Here is an 8,852-nt window from a genome sequence, read left to right as displayed (position 1 = left end):
GTTTCTGTCATTGAGATGATAGAAACCTAGGTAGTAAAAGAGCACCCCTCTTCGGAGGGGTGCTCTTTTATTTTAACAACCTTTTTAGAAGTATTTGGGGAATACTCGTCCTCAGTGGAGATAGTTTAGAGCAATATTTATGCTCATCGACTGTGTTGAGGGGACTAGAATTCCCTCTGGGTTAGTACAAGTCTTCTGTTGCTCTCATGGGTGCGAGAGAGCCCTAAGGTACAACGTAGTGCGTATACAGAAAAGGTGGGGTCAGTATTTTACTTCTGATTCTTAGCGAGATATAAAAGCCTATTCCTAAGTGTTGTGCTCATAGAACTGCATTTTGAGGGATAGGAACCCCCTATCTAGGCTCTTTATAAGCTCTTTCTTGACCCTATGGATAACCTCTAAGAGCTATCTGGTGTCTAATCAATGGATAAAATTACGAAGCCGTATAAACACTCCGATAAATATTGCGGATCAAAACCTGCTGACGTAGACGAATAAAGACCTGTTCAAGGAAATCATGCATATAGCGCTCATCGGTACTTGTTGAAGCAGCAAAGCTAAGTCCTGAAAATGCCCCAAGGACAATTGACACTTTAACAAGAACAGAGCTAACAGGAAGTTCTACACCAAATAATAAAAAGTTCTCTGGCGTATGGTTAATCCACGATGCGGCAGCCTCTGAGGGGATAGCAAAACTACCAAACCACACGAAGAATAGAAAAACAAAGATGGAAAACATAACAGCTTGAATACACTGAACCATCGCTGGAACAAGAATAAAGTTAATGCGTTCGCTCACTCCTAAAGGTTTAGCAGAAACAGAACCTTCTATACGTTCTGTAACCGTGTTCCAAAAGCTCGTAGACTCAGCCGATACCCGCTGATACTCTTCTGAACTAAACTGAATACCCTTACCCTGATGATCTCCCAGAACTTCTTTAGAGCGTTCAATAACAGTCGTTGTAACGATAAAAAGAGCGAGGGTGAACATCACAGCTGACACGGCAAAAGTCTTTGCGTAGCTGAGAGCGTCTGCAACTTTCCAAATCTCTGCATTAACAAAGAAAAATAAGACCGCCACCATAAGCATTGGCAAAACTTTTGCAATCATAATCATTGCCGAGCCAAGCTGTACAAGAGTCTCTTTAAAAGCCCACCATAAAATTGAATCTAACCCTAGAAAAAGTGCTAATAGTATAGCTAGCACGCAAAGAATAACCTCAATGGAAGAGCTAAAGAAGAGAGGCTCCCCAATACCCATTCGATAGCTCAGGCTGGGGGATAAAAGATACATGATGGAGAGAATGCTCATCGATCCGGTAATAACAAAAAGTGTTTGCGGTGTTTTTCTTTTAAAACGAAGAACCAGCCACGGGATAACAAGTGCTACGAGCGGTCCACCAAATAAGAGAACAAAAGCTCCAATGCCTTTGATAATTTCTAGTTGGATATCATCAGTGGTATCTTCTTGAACAAAAATTTTATCGTCTAGATGAGCCAAAATAGCCACAGAAATCGTCACAATGAATAAGGTGACTGATAGCCATAACCCTAAAGGAGTAATTCTCACGAACATTTCTTTGATGCGTTCCTGTGGAAGAATAACTAAAGGAAGGCCATTCGCCCTAAACCAACGTGATGCCTCATGATGTTCTGAAGAAGATAAGCTCATAGTTGCTATTCTAGAGTATGCAATTTTGTCTTTTTCTAGCGTAGTAGAGACTGAATGAACTCAAGTATGCAGATAGGATTCGCCGATGACTCGTTTTACTAATGAACAATTGCGTACTTTTACCTTAGTCGTTGATGAAGGCACCTTTGAAGCCGCAGCAGAAATTTTAGGTGTTAGTGCTTCGGCGATTTCTCAACGCATTAAAACAATGGAAACGAGTGCCGGTCGTATCCTGCTACAGCGTACTAATCCTGTACGTCCAACAGATTCTGGTGAAGTGGTTCTTAGAGTTGCCCGCCAAAATGAATATCTTAATGCAGAGCTAGAACAAGAACTCGGCGAACGTGCTGGGCAAGGCAGCATAACCATTGCTGTAAACTCTGATTCTTTGGCTACCTGGTTGCTCTCTGCTGTAGGGGAACTATCCCGATGCGATAAAATCTTTTGCGATCTCAGAAGAGAAGGGGAACAGCATTCTTCAGCTCTTCTTCGTTCTGGGGAAGTTATGGCGGCAATTACTTCTCATCCAGAACTCATTAATGGTTGTGAGGTTGAAGAACTTGGCCAAGCGCGGTACTGGTGTGTTGCCTCAAAAGAATTTGTTGATGAACATTTTAAAAATTGGCCACACCATATAACAGCAGAAGAACTCAACGCTGCACCCGTTATTGAGTTTGATAGAAAAGACCACGGACAGCGTTCTTCTCGTCATCTGATTCTCAAGGCCCACAACGTTGAAGATAACGGAGGCGAATCACCGAGTATTTATATTCCCTCGTCCCCTGACTATGCTCGAGCAGTAGAAGACGGTATTGGTTGGGGGCTTGTTCCAGAAGCTCAGTGCCGTCAAGGTCTTGAATCTGGAACAATAATATCTCTAGTGGGGGATGAGCCTCTAGATTTTCCCCTCTATTGGCAACGTTGGAAGATCTCGTCACGTATTCTTGACCGTGTTACCCAACGTATCTATGACGCTGCCCAGAAATACTTAGAACCTAAAAACCTCTAAAATGCAATCTTGACAAGAGTATATTCTGGTATAGGAATATATTTACCGTATTCCCTGCCATACAAAATACGCGACAGCGGCAAAAACAAAACCAGCTAAAGCTAAACGACGCAACTTCGTCTCAAAAATGGCAGCACGAATATCCTCCCTCTTCTGGCGAGGCTCATGAGGATTCACCGGCGCCAAATTCGACGGATTCGTCACCTCAGGTTTATCAGATAAAGACCCCGTATCTTTCTCAGACATAACATCCACTAACGCCAACGAGTCATCATCAAAAGACCAGCCATCATCAAACCAACACCAATAGCAACATTCCACATCGAAAGACCCGGAATTGGCAGAGTTGTCTCACTAATATAGAAAACCATAATCCATAAAATACCGAGAACAACAAGACCAAACATAATAACCTGATACCACAGAGGAGTAGGAGAAGCGAAATCATCAGTAACCATTTCTTTAGCTATCCGACGAAAAGTCTCCTCCTCATGCAAATCACTATCCGTCATTACTTTCTTATCTTTTGCCATCTTTCCTCCAAATACTTATTTACCCATACGCCATATCAGGTACGGTTGAACATATACCCAATAAATCAACAGATTCATCGCTTAGAATTTTATCTGCTCAGACCCTAACAAACATAGCAGACACCTAAAAACACCCTCAAGAAAACCGACGAACCCGTACAACGGAAAATCTATGAAAAATACCTCCACCAGACCAGAAAAAAATACATCCCCTCATACAAAAGGGCGCATGGTCATACAAATTATCGGAGAAATACTCATCACCCTAGGGCTCATCTTGCTCCTCTTCGTCGGATGGCAACTTTGGTGGACCAATATCTCTGCTTCACAAACACAATCACAAGCAGTGCACACTCTCGCTGAAGAATTTAAACAAGCTGCAGAATCTGAGAAAACATCACCACAACAACCAACATCACCACAACAAAGCCCTAATACACCACAACAAGCTCAAGAACCATACTCTAACGAACCAATAGCACCACAAAACACCGCAACACCAGAAGAAAACAACAACCAACACTCACCAGAAGAAAACAACCCAGAACCACCAATACCCCATAACACCGACCCCAACAACCCACCTGTAGGACGCGAACCAGAATACGGAAAAGCCTACGGCATTGTGTATATCCCACGATTCGGCGCACACTACCAACGCCCCATCGCAGAAGGCACCGGAACAGATGTCCTCGACACCCTTGGACTAGGACACTACGAAAACACCGCAATGCCCGGAGAAATTGGAAACTTCGCTCTTGCCGGACATCGCCAAACCAATGGAGCAGTGCTTGATTACATCGACCAGCTCCGTATCGGCGACAAAATATATGTACAAACCATTAACGGCTACTACACCTACACCATTTACGAAACATCAATCGTATACCCCGAAGATATCTACGTTATTGCCCCCAACCCTCAACACCCCGACAACGAACCTACTGAACGCATCATGACCCTAACAACCTGCCACCCCCGCTTCGGAGACACCCAACGATACATCGTTCACGCACGCTACGAACACTGGCAGGCACTATCTGCCGGAGCGCCCCAAGAACTTCAAACAGCGCAATAAACACCGCAAAAACCAAAGGTATAAGAAAATATGTACGCATGGATCTTTAGACACCTACCCGGACCACTCTGGGCACGTATTATCATCGCCATAGTACTGGTGCTCCTCATCATCTGGAGCCTCATGGAATATGTATTCCCAGCTATCGCAGAGTATAGTCCTCTATACCGTGACGTGACAGTAGACCACTAGCCTCCACTCAAAGAAGGAACTATGACCAGAATCCTTGTTATCGACAATTACGACAGCTTCGTCTTCACCCTCGTCGGCTACCTAGAACAACTCGGTGCTCACGTCACCGTCATCCGTAACGATGAAGCATCCCTAGAAACCGTCATCAACCAAGCCCAAGAACATGACGGCATCATGATCTCCCCCGGACCAGGTGCACCCCACGAAGCTGGCTGCATTATCGAACTCATACAATGGGCTGCGCAACACCATAAGCCACTCCTTGGAGTATGCCTAGGGCACCAAGCCATTGCAGAGGCCTTCGGAGCCGTGGTTTACCACGCACCAGAAATCATGCACGGAAAAATCTCTCATATTACCCACAACGAACAATCCGTATTTAACGGCTTACCCAGCCCGCTACGAGTCACCCGCTACCACTCACTAGCCGTAGACCCAAAAACTATGCCAGAAGAACTCGAAGCAACCGCAACCAGCGAAAATGGCATCATCATGGCATTACAACATAAAACATGTCCCATACATGGAGTCCAATTCCACCCAGAATCAGTCCTCACAGAAGGTGGATATAGCATGCTTGGCACATGGTTAGAAGAAGTCGGACTCAACGGCGCACGAGAAAAAGCACAAAACCTCAGCCCCCACATCAACTCATAACCCCTATAAAAAATGCTGGTATAGAACTCATTACGAGATCTACACCAGCATTTTTTGATTGAAGATACATCAACTACGACATATCCTCTCACCATATTTAGTTATCTGACTTTTCCTCAGCTGCAGGAGCAGAAGGAGCAGGAGCCTGTGAAGAACGCTCAGGCGCCGGACGACGCTGACTATTCTCTGACTTTTCCTCAGCTGCAGGAGCAGAAGGAGCAGGAGCCTGTGAAGAACGCTCAGGTGCCGGACGAGGATTCTCCGGTGCAGGAGGAACAGGACGACGCTCAGGCTGAGGAGCAACCGTCGGACGAGGCCGAGGAGCAACCGTTGGAGCAGGAGGAGCAGCAGCAACACGAATCGTCACAGTGCTTCCCTGACCAATCGTCGTACCAGCAGCCGAACTCTGAGAAAGAACCGTACCCGCTGGAGCAGCATTGGTCTGAACCGTCTCAATATTCGTACTCAACAAAACATCAGGAGCACTCAACGCCGCAATCGCCTGATCACGACTCAAACCAATCAACTCAGGAACAGTCACTTTACCGTCCGAAAGAACAATATCAATGGTCGAACCAGCCGCAACCTTACTTCCTGGCTCCTTCGACAACGACACCACCATACCGGCAGGAATCGTTGCACTATTGACCGTAGACGTACGTCCTGGAACAAACCCAGCATCCTGCAAAGCAGAACGAACATAAGCCTCAGACTGGCCCTCAATATTATCTGGTATCGCCAACTGAGAAGGCCCCTTAGAAAGGGTCAGAAGAACCTCGCTGCCCTCTTCAACCTCAGTTCCTGTTACCGGCGTACTCTTAATAACATCATTCTTTGCAACAGCATCAGAGAATTCATCATCCCACTTAACCGTCAAATTAAGATTACGGACAGCAGTTTCAGCATCATTCTTCGATAACCCCTGAACAGCAGGAACCTGATGAACAGGAGCCTTCTTTAGCTCATTCTGGTAGTACAACACCGTTGTCACCGAGAAAAGAGCCAAAGCAGCAATAATCATGCCAGTAATAACACGAGTCCACGCCTGACGACGACGACGCTTCTTTGCCAATGCCTCATTACGCTCATAATCATAAAGCTCTTCATCGGTATACTCAGCCTGAGCATTATCAAACCAACCGCCCAGACCAGCAGCTTCATCAGAAGAAGGCTGAGCATGAGCGCTCGTATTCAATGAAGAATATGCGGCAGAACCGCCCGCAACACCCGTTGCAGCAGCTGCACTCAGTGCTGTCGTAGAACCTGTCTCAACATCATCAAATGTTGCAGAAGGAACACCCTGAACAACATTTTCTAACGCTGAACGAAACTCATCGGCAGACTGGAAACGATCCGAACGAGACTTACTCAAAGCCTTCAACAAAACACCATCTAAGGCAGGAGCGAACTTGACCGAAGCATAAGAACTCGGATCTGCAGGTGTCTCACTAAGATGCTGATGTGCCAAATCCTTTGCCGAAGAAGCAATAAACGGCGGACGGCCACACAACAACTGGTATATCACACACGCAACAGAATAAATATCGCTACGAGAATCTACGGTCTCACCACGAACCTGCTCAGGAGCAATATACGCATGAGAACGTTCTGTCTGCTCAGCCGGTTCAGAAGAGCCTCCCACATTTTCCAAAGCTCGATCCAGACCAAAATCCAAGACCTTAACCTGACCAAACTGATTCTTTGAACGATCTTCCTCAGTGGAAGGCAACACCATAATATTGGTTGGACGTATACCACGATGAGTAATGCCCTGATCATTAGCATATTGAAGGGCCTCAAGAACCTGCGTACCATACGCAACAGCCTCAGCAACAGGAAGTTCCCCACGCTCATCTAATAATGTTGCAAGAGATTTTCCTGATACTAACTCCATCACCAAATAAGGAACCTGATGTAGAGGAGTCTCGTCATCACCCTCTACCGTAATCGTTCCTGTGTCATAGACTGCCACGATAGCAGGATGGTTCAAAACAGCAGCTGCTTCCGCCTCACGCTGGAAACGCGCGCAGAAAAGCGGATCCGCAGCTAACTCTGGATGCACCACTTTAAGTGCAACCCGACGTCCTAACCGCGTATCTTCGGCAGAATACACGGTAGCCATCGCACCGGAACCAAGAACATCTTGAATCCGGTAACGCTTATCAATCATTTCAGGAAGCTGAAATTCCATTCAATTCACCCGTTATTCGAAGCAGTTGGAGTAGTAGATGGATTAGTTGAAGACTGAGAATCTTCCGGCTGTTCCTGAGAACCAGCACTAGGAGAATCTGTAGCCGTCGGCGAAGCCGTTGACTTCGGTGAAGTTGCAACGTAAATATCTACGCTACTACCAACTTCAACTTTAGTCCCAGAAGAAGGGTTAGTTCGGAGTATCGTGTTTGGCTCCGCACTACTAGACTCCTCCTGATGAACTTTCACATTAACACCAAGTTTAGTAATTTCACTAATAGCTGTGTCGCTATTCATTCCTTCTAAATTAGAGGGAAGCGTCACAGAACGAGGACCAGTTGAATACGTAACCGTCACTGTAGCGCCTGGGCTCAACGCCCCCTCAGGTGATACAGACAATACCGTATCTGCCGGCTGATCAGAAGTTCTCCCCGTAGTTTTTGTAGACAACCCCTGTGCGACAAGCTCATTCACAACATCCTCAAGTTTCTGGCCCTCAAAGGCAGAAGACACCACCTCAATAGTGACCGGAGAATCATCAACAGGAGCCTTCATCTCAGGAGACGCCTCTACTGTCGAAACTGTACCCGACACAGTTGGAACAGGAGTATCTTCAGAAGAAGCTGGCGTCCGCTGTGAGCCTTCAAGAATCACAAACCAAACCACCAACGCAACTACAACAGCTGCCAATATCAAAGATACCCACACCCACGGGGACTTTCGCTCAGCCCTTGCTGGATAGGAACGATACGTAGACTCAGCAACAGCCGGAATTGGCGCTGTCGTAGACTGCGGAACATGACGCTGCCCAGAACCAAAACGAGGACGCTGAGGAGTAACAGCAGTAGGAGCCGTCATCACCTCCGTAACAGACGTACCATCAGGAGACAAAAACTCAGCTAGTGTCGGAACGCTCTTAATCGCAGCCTTAATATCCTTACGACGAATAGCATCAATAGCAGAAGCCAACGCTGTTGCATTCTTAGGACGCTGAGCCGGATCTTTAGACAACAAACACATAATCAGCGCTGCTGCTGGAGCTGGCACCGACTGAGGCAGTGGGGGAGGCGGATCATTCACCTGCGCCAACGCAATAGCAATCTGAGACTCTCCCGTAAAAGGACGCTTACCAGCTAAACATTCATAACCAATAATGCCCAAAGAATACATATCAGAAGAAGGAGTTGCCTGCTGCCCAGTAGCCTGCTCTGGTGCAAGGTACTGAGCCGTTCCCATCACCTGACCAGTAGCCGTTAACGGAACCTGATCTGCAAGACGAGCAATACCAAAATCCGTCACTTTAACACGATCACCCGGAGCAATAATCAAATTACCCGGCTTCACATCTCGGTGTACAAGGCCCTGATCATGAGCAACCGCAAGAGCACGCGCAGTCTGAGCAATAATACTCAAAATACGATCAGAATCTAATGTACGTTCCTTCTCAATAATGTTCGATAACGGATCTCCGGGAACAAGCTCCATCACCAAAAAGGCAGAGCCATCTTCCTCACCATAATC

General features: G+C 46.5%; 9 protein-coding genes. 4 read left to right on the top strand and 5 right to left on the bottom strand.

Features of this window, described 5'->3' with window-relative positions; translation table 11 throughout:
• Positions 1 to 433 precede the first annotated feature (433 nt).
• Complete coding sequence (locus ACN08Z_RS08175) at positions 434 to 1,672, bottom strand: hypothetical protein (protein ID WP_419104032.1); 1,239 nt, start codon at positions 1,670 to 1,672, stop codon at positions 434 to 436.
• Positions 1,673 to 1,757: 85 nt separating this feature from the next.
• On the opposite strand from ACN08Z_RS08175, the gene ACN08Z_RS08170 reads away from it, so the two are divergent.
• Positions 1,758 to 2,681 carry a LysR family transcriptional regulator ArgP gene (locus ACN08Z_RS08170; RefSeq protein WP_419104031.1) on the top strand — a complete coding sequence of 308 codons (924 nt, stop codon included), beginning with the start codon at positions 1,758 to 1,760 and terminating at the stop codon, positions 2,679 to 2,681.
• Positions 2,682 to 2,723: 42 nt separating this feature from the next.
• Here ACN08Z_RS08170 and ACN08Z_RS08165 read toward each other — a convergent pair whose 3' ends face one another.
• Together ACN08Z_RS08165 and ACN08Z_RS08160 are read right to left on the bottom strand one after the other, a co-directional pair.
• Complete coding sequence (locus ACN08Z_RS08165) at positions 2,724 to 2,927, bottom strand: long-chain fatty acid--CoA ligase (protein ID WP_419104030.1); 204 nt, start codon at positions 2,925 to 2,927, stop codon at positions 2,724 to 2,726.
• Between the two features lie 8 nt (positions 2,928 to 2,935).
• Positions 2,936 to 3,214, bottom strand: coding sequence for a cell division protein CrgA (locus ACN08Z_RS08160; protein ID WP_419104029.1), 279 nt, complete (start codon positions 3,212 to 3,214; stop codon positions 2,936 to 2,938).
• Between the two features lie 229 nt (positions 3,215 to 3,443).
• Here ACN08Z_RS08160 and ACN08Z_RS08155 point away from each other — a divergent pair, with 229 nt between their 5' ends.
• The 3 genes from ACN08Z_RS08155 to ACN08Z_RS08145 are packed head-to-tail and all read left to right on the top strand — an operon-like array spanning position 3,444 to position 5,141.
• Positions 3,444 to 4,292 carry a class E sortase gene (locus ACN08Z_RS08155; RefSeq protein WP_419104028.1) on the top strand — a complete coding sequence of 283 codons (849 nt, stop codon included), beginning with the start codon at positions 3,444 to 3,446 and terminating at the stop codon, positions 4,290 to 4,292.
• A 30-nt stretch (positions 4,293 to 4,322) separates the two neighbouring features.
• Positions 4,323 to 4,484, top strand: coding sequence for a hypothetical protein (locus ACN08Z_RS08150; protein WP_419104027.1), 162 nt, complete (start codon positions 4,323 to 4,325; stop codon positions 4,482 to 4,484).
• A gap of 21 nt (positions 4,485 to 4,505) precedes the next feature.
• The gene (locus tag ACN08Z_RS08145) at positions 4,506 to 5,141 is read left to right on the top strand and encodes an anthranilate synthase component II (RefSeq protein WP_419104026.1); all 636 of its coding nucleotides are present in this window, start codon (positions 4,506 to 4,508) and stop codon (positions 5,139 to 5,141) included.
• A gap of 97 nt (positions 5,142 to 5,238) precedes the next feature.
• Here ACN08Z_RS08145 and pknB read toward each other — a convergent pair whose 3' ends face one another.
• Together pknB and ACN08Z_RS08135 are read right to left on the bottom strand one after the other, a co-directional pair.
• The gene (gene pknB, locus ACN08Z_RS08140; RefSeq protein WP_419104025.1) at positions 5,239 to 7,332 is read right to left on the bottom strand and encodes a Stk1 family PASTA domain-containing Ser/Thr kinase; all 2,094 of its coding nucleotides are present in this window, start codon (positions 7,330 to 7,332) and stop codon (positions 5,239 to 5,241) included.
• Positions 7,333 to 7,337: 5 nt separating this feature from the next.
• A partial coding sequence (locus ACN08Z_RS08135; RefSeq protein ID WP_419104024.1) for a protein kinase domain-containing protein occupies positions 7,338 to 8,852 on the bottom strand: 1,515 nt, incomplete at its 5' end.

It is taken from the genome of Rothia sp. P7181, assembly GCF_048513015.1.
Taxonomy (GTDB): Bacteria; Actinomycetota; Actinomycetes; order Actinomycetales; family Micrococcaceae; genus Rothia.
The sequence above is the reverse complement of the archived record's forward strand: the minus strand, read 5'-3'. Positions and strand labels throughout refer to the sequence as shown.